13 protein-coding genes and 2 pseudogenes are annotated in these 16,621 nt (G+C 62.3%); 10 read left to right on the forward strand and 5 right to left on the reverse strand.

Annotated features, from left to right (window positions below):
- From L810_RS40885 to L810_RS40905, 5 genes are all read left to right on the forward strand, one after another.
- Positions 1-936 (forward strand): WD40/YVTN/BNR-like repeat-containing protein (locus tag L810_RS40885; RefSeq protein ID WP_042978242.1); only part of this gene is annotated, 936 nt, incomplete at its 5' end.
- A gap of 581 nt (positions 937-1,517) precedes the next feature.
- Positions 1,518-3,764, forward strand: a complete 2,247-nt coding sequence (locus L810_RS40890) for a type VI secretion system Vgr family protein (protein WP_081712970.1) — start codon at positions 1,518-1,520, stop codon at positions 3,762-3,764.
- 8 nt (positions 3,765-3,772) lie between these two features.
- On the forward strand, positions 3,773-4,804 hold the full coding sequence (locus L810_RS40895) for a hypothetical protein (RefSeq protein ID WP_124469820.1): 1,032 nt from the start codon (positions 3,773-3,775) through the stop codon (positions 4,802-4,804).
- Positions 4,801-5,613 carry a hypothetical protein gene (locus tag L810_RS40900; RefSeq protein WP_155627506.1) on the forward strand — a complete coding sequence of 271 codons (813 nt, stop codon included), beginning with the start codon at positions 4,801-4,803 and terminating at the stop codon, positions 5,611-5,613. The genes L810_RS40895 and L810_RS40900 overlap by 4 nt, the downstream gene beginning before the upstream one ends.
- A 175-nt stretch (positions 5,614-5,788) precedes the next feature.
- On the forward strand, positions 5,789-6,445 hold the full coding sequence (locus tag L810_RS40905; RefSeq protein ID WP_060163548.1) for a hypothetical protein: 657 nt from the start codon (positions 5,789-5,791) through the stop codon (positions 6,443-6,445).
- 159 nt (positions 6,446-6,604) lie between these two features.
- Here L810_RS40905 and L810_RS40910 read toward each other — a convergent pair whose 3' ends face one another.
- Positions 6,605-7,525, reverse strand: a complete 921-nt coding sequence (locus L810_RS40910) for a LysR substrate-binding domain-containing protein (RefSeq protein ID WP_021163988.1) — start codon at positions 7,523-7,525, stop codon at positions 6,605-6,607.
- A 147-nt stretch (positions 7,526-7,672) separates the two neighbouring features.
- Here L810_RS40910 and L810_RS40915 point away from each other — a divergent pair, with 147 nt between their 5' ends.
- The 4 genes from L810_RS40915 to L810_RS40930 all read left to right on the forward strand — a co-directional run bounded on the left by L810_RS40915 (position 7,673) and on the right by L810_RS40930 (position 11,146).
- The gene (locus L810_RS40915) at positions 7,673-8,098 is read left to right on the forward strand and encodes a PACE efflux transporter (protein ID WP_042978249.1); all 426 of its coding nucleotides are present in this window, start codon (positions 7,673-7,675) and stop codon (positions 8,096-8,098) included.
- A gap of 330 nt (positions 8,099-8,428) precedes the next feature.
- The gene (locus L810_RS49490) at positions 8,429-8,557 is read left to right on the forward strand and encodes a hypothetical protein (protein ID WP_021163990.1); all 129 of its coding nucleotides are present in this window, start codon (positions 8,429-8,431) and stop codon (positions 8,555-8,557) included.
- Positions 8,558-8,635: 78 nt separating this feature from the next.
- The gene (locus L810_RS40925) at positions 8,636-9,592 is read left to right on the forward strand and encodes a hypothetical protein (RefSeq protein ID WP_021163991.1); all 957 of its coding nucleotides are present in this window, start codon (positions 8,636-8,638) and stop codon (positions 9,590-9,592) included.
- A 135-nt stretch (positions 9,593-9,727) separates the two neighbouring features.
- A complete protein-coding gene (locus L810_RS40930) occupies positions 9,728-11,146 on the forward strand; it encodes a tetratricopeptide repeat protein (RefSeq protein WP_021163992.1) in 1,419 nt (472 codons plus the stop codon).
- A gap of 117 nt (positions 11,147-11,263) precedes the next feature.
- On the opposite strand, the gene L810_RS40935 is transcribed toward L810_RS40930, so the two are convergent.
- The 4 genes and pseudogenes from L810_RS40935 to L810_RS40950 all read right to left on the reverse strand — a co-directional run.
- Positions 11,264-12,211, reverse strand: a complete 948-nt coding sequence (locus L810_RS40935) for a choline ABC transporter substrate-binding protein (protein WP_021163993.1) — start codon at positions 12,209-12,211, stop codon at positions 11,264-11,266.
- A gap of 104 nt (positions 12,212-12,315) precedes the next feature.
- Complete coding sequence (locus L810_RS40940) at positions 12,316-13,314, reverse strand: GlxA family transcriptional regulator (protein ID WP_042978246.1); 999 nt, start codon at positions 13,312-13,314, stop codon at positions 12,316-12,318.
- Between the two features lie 107 nt (positions 13,315-13,421).
- Positions 13,422-14,318 (reverse strand): choline ABC transporter permease subunit, encoded by an 897-nt coding sequence (choW, locus tag L810_RS40945; protein ID WP_021163994.1) that lies wholly within the window; start codon positions 14,316-14,318, stop codon positions 13,422-13,424.
- Positions 14,311-15,795: pseudogene (locus tag L810_RS40950) on the reverse strand (quaternary amine ABC transporter ATP-binding protein); the annotation flags it as partial. The pseudogene L810_RS40950 and the gene choW, both read right to left, overlap by 8 nt.
- Positions 15,796-16,119: 324 nt before the next feature.
- On the opposite strand from L810_RS40950, the pseudogene L810_RS40955 reads away from it, so the two are divergent.
- A pseudogene (locus tag L810_RS40955) lies at positions 16,120-16,621 on the forward strand (hypothetical protein); the annotation flags it as partial.

Here is a 16,621-nt window from a genome sequence, read left to right on the forward strand (position 1 = left end):
GAAGAATGCGCGGTCCCCGTCTCCCCGCCGCAACCGGCCGACGCGGCGCCTGCCGGCGCCCGTGCGCATGCCGGCACCGGCGATGCGGACGACGAGCCGCCCGGCACGCCGCAGCCGCCGTGGACGCTTCAGCAAATCTGGTCGCTCGAAGCCGGCGGCGCCGACGAGCCGGGCGTGCTGTGGGCCGGCACGATCCCCGGCGGGCTGTTTCGCTCCGACGACCACGGCGATTCGTGGGTGCTCAACCGCGCGCTGTGGGATCGCCCCGAACGCGCCGAATGGGGCGGCGGCGGGTACGACGCGCCGGGCATCCATTCGGTGATGGTCGATCCGCGCGACAGCCGGCACGTGACGGTCGGCATCTCGTGCGGCGGCGTCTGGCAGACCGCCGACGGCGGCGCGACGTGGCGTGTGACGGCCGACGGCATGGAAGCCGACTACATGCCGCCCGAGCGACGCGGCGAACCCAACGCGCAGGACCCGCACCGCGTCGTGCAGTGCGCCGCCAACCCGGACGTGCTGTGGACGCAGCATCACTGCGCGATCTTCCGCTCGACCGACGGCGCCGAACACTGGCGGAGGATCGAGGCACAGCCGTCGAGCTTCGGTTTCGCGGTGGCCGTGCATCCGCACGAACCGGACACCGCGTGGTTCGTACCGGCGGTGAAGGACGCGTGCCGGATTCCGGTGGACGGCCGGTTCGTCGTCACGCGCACGCGCGACGGCGGGCGCAGTTTCGAGAGTTTGTCGAACGGGTTGCCGTCCGCGCCCGCGTACGACCTCGTGTATCGGCACGGGCTCGCGGTGGACGATTCCGGCACGCGCCTCGCGATGGCATCGACGACCGGCGGGTTGTGGACGTCCGGCGACGGCGGTGACAACTGGCAGATGGTGTCGGCGCATTTGCCACCGGTCTATTGCGTCAGTTTCGGGTGACGGCGCGGCGGTGGACAACCGGAACTCGATACGTTCGGGTTCCCGCTCACTCGGCGCTTCTCACCTCGATGTGCTCGTCCGCTCGTCGGTCGCCCGGCGTCATCCGCGCCACCGACGCACGCGTCTGCGCGATTTCCGCTTCGAGCCAGTCGAGAAACCGCCTGACTTGCGGCTCGCGTTCCCGCGTCGGCCGGCACAGCGTGCATCGCGCTCGACATGCCAGTCAATCCGTACAGAAGCGGACAAGTCAACGCCCATCGACGGATGATCAATCCGCCCCGCAAGCACGCGATGGCGGTCATGCTCCCTTCTCCGTCTAGCGCATCGCCTGATGAAAATGCGCGGCTACTAGCGCATGTGTTGCGGGACCGTGCCTCGGAAAATTTTGCGAAAGATTTCGAATTTGTCTCATAGACACGAGGCACCGCACTAGCGATTCTACCGATCTGAAAAATCCTCGGCGTGCCAACGGCACGCTATCGGCATTCAAAGTACGGCGCCACCTCATATGTCGTAGTTCATGGCACGGGGCGTAACAGGACACGCCTCGGAGCATGTTTGTCGCCCGGAGAATCGTCACGATGTCACAAGCATGCCAATTGAGCTTTACCTTCTCGATTCCAGACACAATGGATTTCGAAGTCGTCGCGTTCCGACTGGAAGAGCAGTTATCCGAAACTTTCCGGCTGGAGCTGGATCTGGCGAGCGCCAATCCGTCGGTGGACTTCGGCAAGGTCCTCGATCACAGCGGCTTGCTTACCATCTGGCAAGGTGATCAACCGGTGCGCTACGTTCACGGCGCCGTTTCGTCGTTCGTTCAGGGAGAGACGGGATTTCGCCGCACCCGCTATTCAGCGGTGGTCGAGCCGCGTATTGCGCGCCTGAAGCTGTCTTCCGACTGGCGCATCTTCCAGATGCTCAACGTGCCGGAGATTGCGCAGGCCGTGCTCAAGGCGCACCGCCAGACGCTGGACTACGAGCAGCGTGTCACCAACGAGCATCTGTCGCGCGAGTACTGCGTGCAGGCTGGCGACACCGACTACGACTTCATCGAGCGCATCCTGCGCGAGGAAGGCTTCTTCTACGCCTTCCAGCACCGCGTCGACGGCCACCGGCTGATCCACTGTGATCGCCTGTTTATCTTGGGCCGCCAGCAGGGCGAGCCGGTGCTGTACAACCCGACGCCCGGCGGCGACCAGCCGCAGCCGTGCCTGCGCACGTTCGCCTATACCGAGAACGTGCGCACTGCGCGCCAGGTGCAGCGTGACTACACGTTCAAGAGTCCACGCTACCCGCACGAGTATCCGCGCGAGGGCACCGACCTCGATCACCAGGGCCGCGGCTACGCGCGCTACGACTACCCGGGCCGCTACAAGCACGAAGCCAGCGGCAAGGCCTTCACGCAGGACCGCCTGCGTGGCCACCGTCGCGATGCGCGTATCGCGCGGGTTAGCGGCGACGATGCGCGCCTGCTGCCGGGTATCGCCTTCGACCTGGCCGGCCACCCACGCGAAGACATGAACCGCGGCTGGCGTCCGGTGAGCATCGTGCATCACGGTAAGCAGACCACCAGTCAGGCGGAAGAGAGTGCCGATGCGCAACAGGGCACGCATTACCGTTATGAAGCCATGCTGGTGCCCGACGACGCGGAATGGCGTGCCGAGCCGCTGCCGCGCCCGCGCATCGACGGCCTGCAGCCCGCGACAGTAGTGGGCCCGGAAGGGGAAGAGATCTATACCGACGAGTACGGCCGGGTGAAAGTGCAGTTTCCGTGGGATCGCGAGGGCAAAAACAACGAGCACAGCTCCTGCTGGATTCAGGTTGCGCAGAATTGGGCAGGCGCGCTGTGGGGGCATATGGCGATCCCGCGCATCGGGCAGGAGGTGATCGTCGGCTACCTCGACGGGGATGCTGACCAGCCGCTCGTCCTGTCACGGGCCTACAACCGCCTGCAACTGCCGCCGTACGAGTTACCCAGGCACAAGACTCGGATGACGATCAAAAGTCAGACGCACAAGGGCGATGGCTTCAACGAACTGCGCTTCGAGGATGAAGCCGGTCAGGAGGAAATCTACGTCCACGCTCAGCGCGATCAAAACATTCACGTCAACCATGACGAAACCACGTTCGTCGGGCATGACCGCAGCGAGCAGGTCGAACACGACGAAACCGTAGCTATCGGGAACGACCAGCGACTTGCGATAGGTCGGGACCGCCGTAAACGAGTGGGACAGGACGAAGAACTCACCATCGAACGGCATCGTGTGATTCACACCGGCATGAATCACACGGAGACCGTAGGCAACAATCGCCACGACTCCATTGTGGTCAACCACCGCGTCGATGTCGGTGGCCATGCGGAGCACCTCGTTCACGGCAGCCACCGCCTGGAAGCCGGGCAGCGCATCGAACGGAGAACCCTTCACTACCAGTTGCAGGCGGCAGAGCGTGTGGTTCTGCAAGGCCCGGGAGGCAGCATCGTCATCGACAGTTCGGGTATCACGCTCGACGCCGTTGCCATTCGCTTCAAGGGGCCGATACAGCAGCAGACCGGCGGCAAAGGCAACCTGCTCGACCTGTTGTCACGGACTGTCAACAACCCCGAAACCAAGTTCAGCGAGCAGTTTCTCGTCAAGCACACGCGTACCGGAGAGGTGTTGGCCAATGTCCTGTATTGCGTGGAAACGGCAGAAGGTCAGCGCTTCGTCGGGCGTACCGATTCGCAAGGGCTTACGGCGCGCATCTATACCGGCCGGCCTGACGCCGCGGCGTTGCGATGGGGAAGAGAGGCGGCGATGCACTTGCGCAAACTGAACATCAGCTACTGAGGTCCGTCATGGAACAACAAAAACAAAGTCGGACCGGCCCGAATAACCCGACGACCGAAGTGGAGGCGATTGCCGATCTTGATTATGTAACGGTGGTTGGTTGTTCTAACCCGGCTTTCTATGTGCGCGCCAGGAAGGGCAACAGGATGATGTTCATCAATCAAGGGATACGGCAGTTGCGCCAATACCCGGAGGGGACGCCGGACTATGCGATTCAGCGTGTTTTTCTGATTTTCGCGAAGGATTATCCGCGCAAGCTTCTGGACGAGCTTAAGAAGATCGTCGAGGTTGACTACGGTGCCAGCTATCGTGAGATGACCGATATCGCCGATCTTGTTTCATTTATTGCGGCGCGTCGCAGTAAGAAACGGCTGATCAAGCAACTGGATATCTTCTCGCACGGCCTCGTGCACAGCATCGAATTCGGATATGACGTCGGTGAGTCATGGCAAATCCGCTATGGGCTGAATCAGGCGCGCATGCTGGCGCCGTTGGCGTTCGATGATGATGCAACCATATTCTCGTACGCGTGCCGTACGGGGCTTGGACACGACATCGGTTCAAAACTCGATCCCGGGGAGGACCCTAGGTATGAAGAGAGCCTCGCACAGGTCATGGCTGATGCGGGTGATGTCGAAGTACAGGCTTTCCCTCGAAGGTCCAACTATGACGAAACTTATGGGACCCGGGAGGAACTCATCGCGGCAAAGAAGACGCAGCCGAAGATTGACGAATATAGGCGCGAGGTCGAGGCCTACCACCATCAGATGGCCGCCTACCGGAAACGGACATTGGCACTGGGAAAGGGACCGATGAATGAAATTCCGGGGGAGCCGCCACCCAAGGCACCTGTTAGACCTTACACCGATCGTGAATTCCAGTTGGCAAAGCATATGGGGGCGCGCCGAATATATGAAGAAGATTCGGACATTGACTTGCCCCTAGACCCGTTGGGTGCCGTAAATCCGGTCAGGTCGGGTAGCACGCCAGAAGGGTTACCCATGGGACTTCGTACTTTCAGACCAAAATCCCGTACATGAACAAAAGAACGGCAGTGTTGATTTCTGCGGTATTGCTGGCTGCTTTTTCCTTAAACTGGACTGCAAGCACAGGAAGTGCAATGAACGAAAATATCATGATGCGAGTATCCGAGGATGATCCGCTATTTGACGCCACCCAGTGGTTTTCCAATGGAATGTATCAACGCATCCCTCTCAAGGAAGAAGACAAGGCCTACTATCCGGCGGGGGCACATTATAACGACATCTTAATGCGACGGATATCCCCACCTCCATTCACCGATGAGCAAGTGGAGAGCCTCCAAATCAATATCGTCATGGCCCTAAAAGGAGAAATTTTCCCCGCTGACTTTCCTCCGAAAGTCCCTCAATCGGTCGAGGACATCGGTTTGGGTTCCGGCTTCGATCCCAGACCACAAATCGTATATATCAGCAGTAGATTCAACGACTATATGGGCGACGAGTCTAAAGTTCCGATCGATAACTACATCTTCTACACCTTGCTAGAGGGTAAGCGCTTTTTCGTTTACATCCAGCGAAATGGTGAGACGGGAGAGATTTTTCGTACATCTCGCGTACGCAGCAGCCATATCCCCAACGATGACGAAGAGCGTCGGTTCCAGTTGTTGCAATCCAAAGCCGATCTCCAGTCCAGGCTGGACGAGCCCGGCTGGAAACAGCGTTCCGGCGAGCTCTGCCCATGGCCCGGCACATGGGAATGCCTGGAGTTGCCGGTAGGCAAGCAGACGTTTGCTCATAACATGCCGTTCCCAAAGATCAACGCGCAGGATGTAACGTGGCGCTTTGTTCCACCAGCACGTCGGCCCTGACGCCGCCCGGGAACTCGACTCGACAATGCATATGCTTGTGCGACGTCAATATGAAAGTGACGCAGACATTAGTTTCTCCCTTGGACCCGTTGAGTGCAGCAAATCCAGTCAGGTCGGGTAGCACGTCGGATGGACTGCCCATGGGACTTCTTACTTTCAGGCCAAAAGTACGTTCATGAACAAAAGAACCTCAGTGTTAATTGCGGCGATCGTACTGGCTACCGTTGTTATGAGCTGGGCGGCGGACAGAGGGAATTTCATGAATGACAAAATCATGATGCGCATATTAGAGGATGATCCACCGTTTGACGCCACGCAGTGGTTCTCTAATGGAATGTATCAGCAAATTCCTCTGAGAGATGAAGACAAGGTCTACTATCCGGTGGGGACGAAAAATAACGACACCTTGATGCGACGGATATCTCCACCCCCATTTTCCGACGAGCAAGTTGAAATCCTGCAAATGAGGATAGTCCGCGCCCTCAAAGGTAAAATATTTCCGGCAGACTTTCCTCCTAAGGTTCCGTCCTCGGTCGACGAACTCGGCTTGGATTCCGGTTTCGATCCCAGACCACAGATCGTCTATCTCACCAGTGGATTCATGGACTTTGGGGACGACAAGCCCAAGGTACCCGTCGACTACTACACGTTCTACACCCTGCTGGAAGGAAAGCGCTTCTACGTCTTTATTCATCGTAACGGAGCGACAGGTGAAATCCTTCGCACTTCCCGCTCACGCAGCAGCCATATCCCCGAAGATGAGGAAGAACGTCGGTTCCAGCCGTTGCAATCCAAAACCGATCTCCAGTCCAGGCTGGACGAGCCCGGCTAGAAAGATCGTTCCGGCGAACCCTACTTGTGGCCCGGCACATGGGAGCGCCTAGAGTTGCCCATAGACAAGCAGACGTTCGCTCATAACATGCCGGTCCCAAAAATCAACACGCAGGATGTAATGCTGCGCTTCGTTCCACCCACGCATTGAGCCCAGCTTTCACAGTCCAGCCATCCCCGCCACCGCCTCCCGCGTCTGCGCAATCTCCGCTTCGAGCCAGTCGAGAAACGACCTGACCTGCGGCTCGCGCTCCCGCCCGGGCCGGCACAGCGCGACAAAACGCGCGCCGTCGAGCCGCACCGACGGCTCGACCGGTGTCAGTGCCCCGTGCGCGACATGCTCGGCAGCCAGCACCGAGCTGAGCAGCGCGATGCCCTGCCCGTGCAGCACGGCCTGCAACGCGTAATGCTCGTCGTCGTAATGGCGAAACACCGCGCGTTCGAGCCACGCTTCGCGGCCGGCCGCACGACACCACGACGCCCAGTCGACCGACACCGGCAACGGCGTATCCCACACGGTCTCGATCAGGTCGAGCGGCTCGCCCGTTCGGTGCGCGTCGAACCCGGCGGCCGCATAGGCGCCGAAATACTCGTCGATCAGCGCAATCTCGTGCAGCGCCGGAAACGTGCGCGACGTTGCGCGAATCGCAAGATCGATCCGCGCATCGCGTTCGAGATCGGCGAGCGTGTTGCCGGTTTCGACCTTGATGTGCAGTTGCGGATCGATGCGACGAAACCGCCCGAGACGCGGAATCAGCCACATCGCGGCGAATGCAGGCGTGGTGGTCAGCACGAGCGTACGCTCGCCGGTCACTTCCGGCCGCACCGCATCCAGCCCGCGACTGAGCGCGAGCAACGCATCGTGACTCGCGCGAAACAGTTGCTCGCCCTCCTCCGTGAGCCGCACGCCGCTCGCGCCGCGCTCGAACAGCAGCACGCCGAGCCGGCTTTCGAGCGACTTGATCTGGTGCGACACGGCGGCGGGCGTCACGGACAGTTCGTCCGCGGCAGCCTTGAACGCGCCGAGCCGCGCCGACGCTTCGAATACACGCAATGCGGTCAGGGGAAGTTTCGAGAACACGGGGCCTCGCGGGCCGGATCGGGCCGGGTTGAATTCGATTGAATCGGGGTGAGACTAGGTGAATTGAAGCACGCGTGCAACGCGAATAGCCTTGCGGGACGTCACGGCAGGGTGCCGTGGCGAATGGCGTCGAACCGGAGAAACAACGTGCAAGGCTTATCGCGCAGGATCACGCAGGCGGTGCTCTACGAAGCAATCGCGATTTCCTGCATCTCGCCCGTGATCGCGGCGCTCTTCAAGCAGGGCCTCGTCTATTCGGGCGCACTGTCGGCGACGATGTCGGCGATCGCGATGCTGTGGAACATGATCTTCAACGCGCTGTTCGAGCGCTGGGAAGCGTCGCGCCGGCAGCCGGCACGCACGCTCGGGCGGCGGATCCTGCACGCCACCGGATTCGAAGGCGGGCTCATCTTCATCCTGGTGCCCGTCGTGTCGTGGTGGCTCGACATCTCGTGGTTCGACGCGTTCGTCGTCGACATCGGGCTGTTTGCGTTCTTCTTCTGTTACGCGTTCGTCTTCCAGTGGGCGTTCGATCGCGTGTTCGACGTGCCCGCGGCGACGAAGGGGGAATGAAACGAGCGCCCGGCAATCAAGCAGTCGAAATCGGCATCAATCGGTGCGTTTATTCCCATTTAAAAACGCACCCTGTTTCATTTTTTCGACATTCAAACAATACCACGACCAGCATTCACAAAATCAAAACAACCCTAGGGTTTACGTTACATTGTCCCTCCGCAAATTCGAATGCTAATGTTGTCTGACCATTAACAGAAATCGATCATTCATACCCACCCCATATAATAGGCGCAATTCCATGCGCTCACTCAATCGCTAAATCCGCCCTCGAATTTTCGGGGGCGATTTGCGATGTTCGCAGTTCAATTCCTAAACAAGGAAATCATCATGAACGAAAATCAGGAAAAGCAGGATCTCCCGCTGATCGAATGGATGCAGGAAGATCAGCATGAAGACTGGGTCGAGATGATGAAGGACAGCGCAGTCATTCCATTCGCAACTGCTCTGTGGGCATAAGCAGGCAGCCCGAATGATGGCGGATCGCAACGACCCGCCATTTTTTTATCCAGAAACTGGATACCCCCGGAGATAATCATGGAAAAAAGTGTCGAAAATTTCTTTTCGTGTGTCCGCGGACATCCAGCCATGGTGCAGAAACATTCAGCCGGCGCCAACATCCTGGTCGGCTCGGATCAAAGCCAGAGAAATACCGCGCAATCGATTATCCGGCACTGCCCGAAAAAACTCGAATATTCGTTCACCTACGTCGAGCTTGACACGGAAAATCACGAACGGGTCATAACGGAAATCGACCGGTGTGACATGTTCATCTTCATGTACGACTCGTCCATCCGTTCCGACATCAACCCGCATGGGCCGTCATTCATCCCGCCCCTCAAGCCGAAAATGGCCGAGCACTGGAAGAAGTCGGTATTGCTGCGGGAATACGGCGAATTCTTCAAGGAGGCCTTTTCCGAGAGCATCGACGACATTGCCGCCCGCAACGAACGCATCATTGCGGCAGCACAACGCGCTCGACGCGTGCAGTTTCACGACGGCTTCGGCGGTTCGCTGCACGGAACGCTGGATCAGACATGGAAAAGCCTCGATGGCCGCAACCACTACGACCTGATGCCCGGCGAAGTGGCGACCCGCGTACTCGACCTGAGCGGAAGCGTGTTGTTCGGCGGCACCTTCCTGAGCACGGTGCCCTTTGCCATCAAGTACGGTGTCATCGACCCGATATTGAAGATCGGGATCGAGCGGAGCCAGGTGGTCAGCGTCGAATCGGCCAATCGACAGCTCGAGGACGATTTCAGGTTGTATCTCGACAAATGCGCGGGAAACAGGATCGTCGAGGAGTTCGGGATCGGGACGAACCTGAACGTCAGGCTGCATGGACGCAATGCAAGTTTCGAAGAACGCCATCCCGGGTTGCACCTTGGCCTCGGCGGCGGTGAACGCGGCAGCCATCACCTGGATCTGGTGTTTTCGTCCGGAACGATCCTGTTCGACGACACCGTCATCTTCGACGGCTCATTCCGTGTGTAGCCCCTGCGACGACACGGCCGGCATCGACGCCCCGGCGAGGTGCCGGCATCGTGACGCCCACCGCCGGGACCCTGCTAGCGCCGGATCCCGTTGCGCCCGCCCCGCACGGTGAGCGCGCCCGCCGGAACTGCATTCATGGTCGACCTCGAACAGCAACTGCGTGCCGCGCAGACGCAATACGCAGGCGATTCACGTGATCTCGCGATCCTGCACCGGATCTGCGAACTGCTGACTGCCCTCCGGCGAGAGGAGGAAATGCTCCCCTGGGCCGACCTGGCGCTGGCGCTCGACCCGCACGACGCCGTCTCCATGACACGGCGTGCCGATGCGCTCTACCTGCTGGGCCGCTACGTCGAAGCCGCCGAAGCCTGGAAACGCGATCCGTCACGGCACAGCCGGCCAGAACTCCACCGTTTGCGACTGGGCATGAGCCTGATGATGGCCGGCGATCTCGCGCAGGCCATCGCGTTGCTCGACGAAGCCTTCCGGATGGCGGCATCCGGTCCTGCCGAGATGAGCGCATCGATCGGATTCGCGATGGGAGAAGCGATGCTCAAGGCGGGCGATCCGCGCGGCTTCGCCTATTGGCGAATGCGTGACGACGTTCCGCGCCTGTCCGCCAATTACCGCCCGGTCGACCTCCCGACATGGGACGGCGAATCGGATGTGCACGGCAAGCGTGTCCTGATCACGCATGAACACGGCTTCGGCGACAACTTTCTCCTCTCGGCCTGCGTGGCCGACTGGCTGGACGAAGGCGCGCACGTCATGCTCACCTGCCATCCGCAGAGCCACGCGCTCATGCAGGCGTCGCTGCCGCGTTGCGAGGTCGTCGCCGCCCCCAATCCCGGGCAGTTTCATGCGCCGTTGCCCGATGAACTGCAAGCACGCGTCGACAGGTTCGCGCCGGACCTGCATGCCACGCTGCTTCATTTGCCGATGCTGAAAGCCCGGCGGACACGCCGGCCGGAACGATGGTTCGCGCCGTACATCAAGACGCCGCCGCACAAGCAGCGGCTCGCTGCCGAATGGGCCGCGCAAGTGCGCGAGCAACATCCGGGCAGGAAGCTGATCGGACTGTTCTGGGATTGCGTCCAACGACATTGGCCAGAAAAAGGCGCCATCGTCAGGTGCTGGGCCGGCCGCCGCAGCCTGCCGCTCGATGCGATCGACGCGATCGTGGCACACCCGGCCATTGCGGAAAGCATGCATTTCGTGAATCTGCATCACCCCGCTGCCGCGGCGCTGGCGGGCACGCCGGCCGGCAATGTTGGTCACTACCGGCCCGGGATTCGGGATTTCGGCGACACGGCCGCATGCATGGCCCAACTGGACGCCGTGGTCGCGGTCGATTCGGGTGTCGCCAACCTGTCGGCCATGATGGGTATGCGGACTTGCGTACCGACCCACGTCTGTGGCGACTGGCGCTGGGGCGTCGAGGGTACCGCGAGCCCCTGGATCGCGCAGGCGACCGCCGTGCGGCAAACCCGCGAAGGCGACTGGAGCGACGTGATTCGACGGATCAACGCGTGGCTCATGCATGTCGTGGCCTGATGCCTGCTCACGCCGGACAGGCATGCCGGCGCCCCCCGGCTCCCGGAATCTTTCCGGGACGGGGGGCGCCGATCCGTCAAGCCGCTTGCGGGCCGGGCGAACGCCCGGCCGCGTCGCTCAATGCACGCCGAGATACGCCTTCACCGCCGGCAGGCCCGGCTTGCCGTCGAGCGTCGTCACGCCCGCGAGCCACTTGTCGAGCGCCTGCGGGTTCGCCTTCAGCCACTCGGCCGCCGCCTTGTTCGGCTCTACCTTGTTCATGATCGGCACCATCACGTGGTTCTCGATCGTCGTCGTGAACTGCAGGTTCGACACGAACTTCGCGACGTTCGGGCAGCGCTGCGCGTAGTCGGGCGGCGTGGCCGTCAGCACCTTCGCTTCGCCGTAGTTCGGGCCGAACACGTCGTCGCCGCCGCTCAGGTAGTCGATCTTCATCTGCACGTTCATCGGATGCGGCTCCCACCCGAGGAACACGATCCACTGCTTGTCGCGGATCGCGCGATTCACCTCGACCAGCATCCCGGCCTCGCTCGACTCGACCATCTTGAACTTGCCGAGGCCGAACTGGTTGCCGTCGATCATCTTCTTGATCAGCAGGTTGCCGTCGTTGCCCGGCTCGATCCCGTAGATCTTGCCGTTCAGCTTGTCCGCGTATTTCTGGATGTCCGCGAACGACTTCAGGCCGCCCTGATAAACGTAGTCGGGCACCGCGAGCGTGTATTTCGCGCCGGTCAGGTTGGGCGTGGAGAGCACCTTGATCGTGCCGGCCTTCGTGAACGGCTGGATGATCGGGTCCATCGTCGGCGACCAGTAGCCGAGGAACACGTCGATCTGCTTGCTCTTGATCCCCGCGAACGTGATCGGCACCGACGCGATCGTCTTCGTCGGGTTGTAGCCGAGCCCCTGCAGCATCGTCGTGGCGAGGCCCGTGGTTGCCGCGATGTCGGACCAGCCGACATCCGCGAAGCGCACGTTCTTGCACACGGGCGGATCGGCCGCATAAACAGCCGACATCGGCGCGGTTATCCCGATCCCGCACACCGCTGCGATCAATAGGCGCTTCATCTTGCTTCTCCTCAAAGTGATGTCGTTTGCTTGAATGCGGGATCGTTTATTGAAGCCGCGCGCCGCGATCCCGGCGACGTCGCGGACTGGATGATTCTCGACAGTCAGCGCCCCGGCAGCCTGCGCTCGTAACTTGGAGCGTGGCCGAACTGCGCGCGGTAGGCCTTGCTGAAATGGCATGGCGAATGAAACCCGCAGACCGTCGTCACGCGCGCGATCGACGCATCGGTCGTGCGCAGCAGGTCGCGCGCGCGTTTCAGGCGCAGCGTCAGGTAATAGTGGGTCGGCGATACGTTCAGGTACACCTTGAACATCCGCTGCAGGTGCCGCTGCGACAGCCGCACGAGCCGCGCGAGTTCCTCGAGCGACAGCGGCTCCTCGATGTTCGCCTCCATCAGCCGCACGACCTCGATCAGCTCCGCGCGCGAGAAGCCGACGCGCGCATCGACCGGAATCGGCTGCGTGTCGGTCGAGCTGCGGATGCGCTCCAGGATGAACTGCTCGGATACCTGCGCGGCCAGCTGCTGGCCGAACCGCATGCCGACGAGGTTCAGCATCAGGTCGAGCGGCGCGGTGCCGCCGGTGCAGGTCAGCCGGTCGCGGTCGACGACGAACAGTTCGTCGGCGAATCCGACCTGCGGAAACTCGGCATGCAGCGACGACAGGTTCTCCCAGTGCACGGTGCAGCGATAGCCGTCGAGCAGACCGCTCGACATCAGCGCATACGCGCCCGTACAGATGCCGCCGAGCGGCAGCCCGCGTTCGGCAAGCGCCGCGAGCGTATCGCGCGCTCCTTCGTCGACCACGTCGCGGATGCGGATGCCGCCGCACACGATCATCACGTCGGGCAGCTTCGTGTAGTCGAGCGCCTGCGTCGGCCGCACCGCGATGCCGTTGCTGGCATGCACCGGGCTGCCGTCGAGCGAGTAGATCGACCACTGGTAGTGATCGGCCCGCCCGACGTAGTTCGCCATCCGAAGCACTTCGACAGCGCTCGAGAACGCGATCATCGAGAAGTTCGGCAGCGTCAGGAAGCCGAAATGGGCGAGGGACGAAACCGGTGAAACGCAGGCGGCGGGCGCGACAGCGACGGCGGACGTCACATCGGTCTCCTGGCGACAAGGTTGCAAGGGGCCACCCCCGCGGCCGAAGCCGCGGAAGTCGTTTTCTATCGTCAAGGTAAGCGGCCGGGGCTTCCGGCCGCCGGAGGTCAGGCCTGTGCGGGTGAAGCCTTCACGCGAAACAGCTGCTTGAGGCCCGAGAACAGCGGCGCCTTCACGGTGCCCGGCGCGCGGCCGAAGCTTTCGGTGATGCGGTCGAGAATGATCGCGAGCAGCACGACCGACAGGCCGCTTTCGAAACCGAGGCCGATGTCGAGGCGCTGGATACTGGCGAGCACGTCGTTGCCGAGGCCGCCCGCGCCGACCATCGACGCGATGATCACCATCGACAGCGCCATCATGATCGTCTGGTTCACGCCCTGCATGATCGACGGCAGCGCATTCGGGAACTGCACCTTGTACAGCAGCTGCCACGGCGTGCAGCCGAAGGCCTGGCCGGCTTCGACGATCTCGCGGTTCACGTGGCGGATGCCGAGGCTCGTCAGGCGCACCGCCGGCGGCATCGCGAAGATCACCGTCGACAGGATCCCCGGCACGCGGCCGAGACCGAACAGCATCGCGGCCGGAATCAGGTAGACGAACGCGGGCATCGTCTGCATCAGGTCGAGGATCGGGCGCACGATCGCGGCGACCCACTTGCTCTTCGCGGCCCAGATGCCGAGCGGGATGCCGAGCACGAGGCTGATGATCGTCGACGACAGCGTGAGGCCGAGCGTGATGACGGTCTGGTCCCAGAAGCCGGTCGCGAAGATCAGCAGCAGCGACGCGGTGGTGAACAGCGCGAAGCGCCAGCCCACCCGCCACAGCCCGACGCCGATGAAGATCGCCATCATCAGCCACATCGGGATCGCCTGCAGGCCATGCTCGACGAAGGCCGCGAGCCCCTCGATCGCTTGACCGATCGCGTCGAACGTCTTCGCGTCATGGTCGAGCAGGTAGTGAACGGACTGGTCGACCCAGGTACCGAGCGGAATCATTTCAGACATGGGAGCCTCGCGAACGCGTGATGGCCTTCAGGATGAGCGCACGATCGACCGAGCCGCAGTAGCAGCCGTCGTCGTCGACGACAGGCAGTGCATTCGGGCTCGCGACCACGCGCGCGACGACATGTTCGAGCGATGCATCGCGCCGGATGCTTTCTATCGGGCTCACGGACGGCGTGTCCTGACCGATCGCATCGCGCGTGACGAAGCCGCGGATCTTGCGTTGCGCGTCGAGCACGAACGCATAGTCGGCACTGCCGTTCAGCGTGGCCGCGACGTTCGCGGCATCGCACTTCGACACGATCGGCACGGCGCCCGTCTGCATCAGGTCGCCGGCCGTGAGGTAGCGGCTGGTGTCGATGCCGTCGAAGAACGCGCGCACGTAATCGTCGGCCGGGTTCGCGATGATGTCCTGCGGCGTGCCGACCTGCACGAGCCGGCCCCCTTCCATGATCGCGATGCGGTTGCCGATGCGCAGCGCTTCTTCCAGGTCGTGCGACACGAACATGATCGTGCGGCGCTGCTCCTTCTGCAGTTGCAGCAGCACATCCTGCATTTCGCGGCGCTTGAGCGGATCGAGGGCGGAGAACGCCTCGTCCATGATCATCAGCGACGGGTTCACGGCCAGCGCACGGGCGAGGCCCACGCGCTGCTGCATGCCGCCCGACAGCTCGGACGGTAGCTTGTGCGAGAACGGCGCAAGGCCGACCTGCTCGAGCACTTCCATCGCGCGGCGCTCGCGTTCCTTCTTGCCGACGCCCGCGACTTCCAGGCCGAACGCGGCGTTCGACACCACGGAGCGATGCGGCATCAGCGCGAACGACTGGAACACCATGCTCATGTCCTTGCGGCGCAGCGCGGTCAGCGCCGAGCGGCGCGCCGACGCGACGTCGAGCCCGTCGATCATCACCTTGCCGGCGCTCGGATCGACCAGCCGGTTCACGAGGCGGATCAGCGTGGACTTGCCGGAGCCGGACAGGCCCATCAGCACGAAAATTTCGCCTTCCTGCACATCGAAGGAGACGTTGTGCACGCCGACGACCTGGCCGGTGCGCTTGAGCACGTCGTCCTTCGTCGCGCCGGCGGCAAGCATGTCGAGCGCCTGCTGCGGGTTACTTCCAAACACCTTGCACAGACCTTCGACCACGACCTTGGGGGCATCCATCGAAACCTTCTCCTCGTGTAGCGGGGACTCACGTATGTCATAGCGTGCCTACATAGTTGCCAGAAAAAACCCCGACCTGCCGACGAATTACGACAAACGCTTGCGCAAATACGACACGGCCTCCAGCCCCGCCGGGCGGGCCGCGGCGCGCGGCGGCACGCGATTGCGGCGGCGCAATACGCGCACAGCCAGCAACGACGGGCATCGCGCGCCGGACTTGTGCGCAGCAGCGTCGCGCATATCGCGTCGTTTTTTACGCGAATTCGCATCGGGCGCGCGTCGCTTTACGACAATTCCACGTCCGATCCCGCGGCCATATGGCCTGACAAATGCGCACGCGGCATTCACCGATAAAAAGCATGACCGTGCAAAAAGCCGCACGACGACACCGGCAGGTGCACGCCGCGATACCGCGCCAACCCGGAAAATCCCCGACAGCCGCTGTGATACATTCCCCGCCAACAGGCTGATTGCACCGCAGGCCGCCATGCAGCGGCCGCCTTCAGCCGTGCATGCCGGTTCGCCTGCCGGCCATGCCGACACCGCCTCGACCGGCATACGTCCGATCGCAGGCCGATAACGATACGAGAGAGGGAGCAAGGCGAGATGAACTGGGCTTTTACCGCAATCGGCTTCGTCGTGGGCGGGATTGCCGCATTGATCGGGGATTTCTCCGCCGTCAACGGCGCCGTGCTCGGCGCCGCGATCGGGTTCTGTCTCGATCACACGCTGCAACAGCGCAAGCGCAAGAGCAAAGGCGCTGCACCCGACACGTCCGCGGTGCAGGCGCCGCCCGCCCAGCCGCCGGTTCCGCTCGCCGATCGCGTCGCGCGGCTCGAAGCCACCGTCGAGACGCTGACACGTGAAGTCGCGTCGCTGCGCGGCCAGCTGGCCGGCGCGAAGGCCCGCTCGATCCCGACCGCGGCGACGGCGCACACGGCCGCAGGCACCGCATCGTTGTCCGCTGCCCCGTCCGCGATCTCATCCGCCCCCGTCCCGCCTTCGGCCACGCTGCCGCCGCGCCCGCCAGCCCCGCCGCACACGCGCCCAGCATCGCGCACACGAGCAGCACTGCCCCGCCTGTCTTCCCTGACCGCATCGTCCATCCGTATTCGTCGATTGCACGTCCGGAAAATTACAA

Source organism: Burkholderia sp. AU4i (assembly GCF_000466765.1).
Lineage (GTDB): Bacteria > Pseudomonadota > Gammaproteobacteria > Burkholderiales > Burkholderiaceae > Burkholderia > Burkholderia cepacia.